A 1,046-nucleotide genomic window follows, 5' to 3' on the forward strand; every position below is an offset into this window, starting at 1 on the left:
TGTTCACTGCAACAGAATACGCTAATGATAGACCTGTACTTTCTACTGGTGATAGTAGTGATTATTATATTCAAAGTGTCTCTGTTAAAGAGATAACTGGAATGCCTGGAACCTCATTCGAATACACTGTGACTGATGAATCTAATAATGATAGTGCCTCAGTTGAAGTAGTAATAAGCTCTGGTAATGACACAGTAGTTGGCAATGAACAGGACAACATCATAAGTGGTGGTCCTGGTAACGATATTTTAACTGGTGGAGCTGGCACAGATATCTTTGTCTGGAACGCTGGTGATGAAGGTGTCGCTGGAGCTCCTGCAATGGATATCGTAACTGACTTTAATATTGCGGAAGGTGATGTTCTGGATTTCTCTGACATTCTGGTTGGTGAAGAATCGGGTAATCTGACGGATTTCATTTCAATTACAGAAGATGGTTCGGATATTGTGATTGAACTCAAACCCGATGCAACTGATGTGACACAAATCGTTACGCTGCAAGGAAAATCACTTGTCGACTTAGGCTTGGGTGGCTTTGATACATCAACACAACAAGCTGAAATGATTAATAAACTGGTGCAAGACGGTCATGTGAGTGTCGACAGTTAAAATCAATTACCAAGCTTTAAAACAACAAACCCGCGTTAAGCGGGTTTGTTGTTTTTATTAACTAATTATTACCAGCAACTTGCTTCACCAGCATTTCTTTGTCCAACTTCATTGATAGTCATCGTGCCACAACGGTCACCAGTTTGACCACCTTTTGGAACAGCTCTTAATGTGTAAGAGCTTGCTCCTACATTTTGCAGGTCAAGGTCATAGAACTTGGTATTGCCTATTTTTGGTGATTCATCAAAAGGTAGTGTTTCAGAAGTGGCACCAGAATAGGTAAACCGTTCAGTGTAATAACGCTCCATATAGCTTGAAAGCTCTAACAAATCAGCCTGAGCATTCGTTCTTCGAGTTTCTCTTACCTGTTCTTGATACGACGGATAAGCAATCGCAGCAATGATAGCGATGATAGCAACCGTAATCATCAATTCAATT

General features: G+C 40.4%; 2 protein-coding genes. One reads left to right on the forward strand and one right to left on the reverse strand.

All coding sequences use genetic code 11. From position 1 onward, the window contains the following. Positions 1-608, forward strand: a 608-nt coding sequence (locus tag A9E74_RS14435) for a type I secretion C-terminal target domain-containing protein (RefSeq protein WP_218104338.1), incomplete at its 5' end; no start/stop codon positions are given. A gap of 68 nt (positions 609-676) precedes the next feature. On the opposite strand, the gene A9E74_RS13780 is transcribed toward A9E74_RS14435, so the two are convergent. Further along, on the reverse strand, positions 677-1,046 hold a 370-nt coding region (locus A9E74_RS13780; RefSeq protein ID WP_176718948.1), incomplete at its 5' end, for a type IV pilin protein.

The organism is Methylophaga muralis (assembly GCF_001720165.1).
GTDB classification, from domain to species: Bacteria; Pseudomonadota; Gammaproteobacteria; order Nitrosococcales; family Methylophagaceae; genus Methylophaga; species Methylophaga muralis.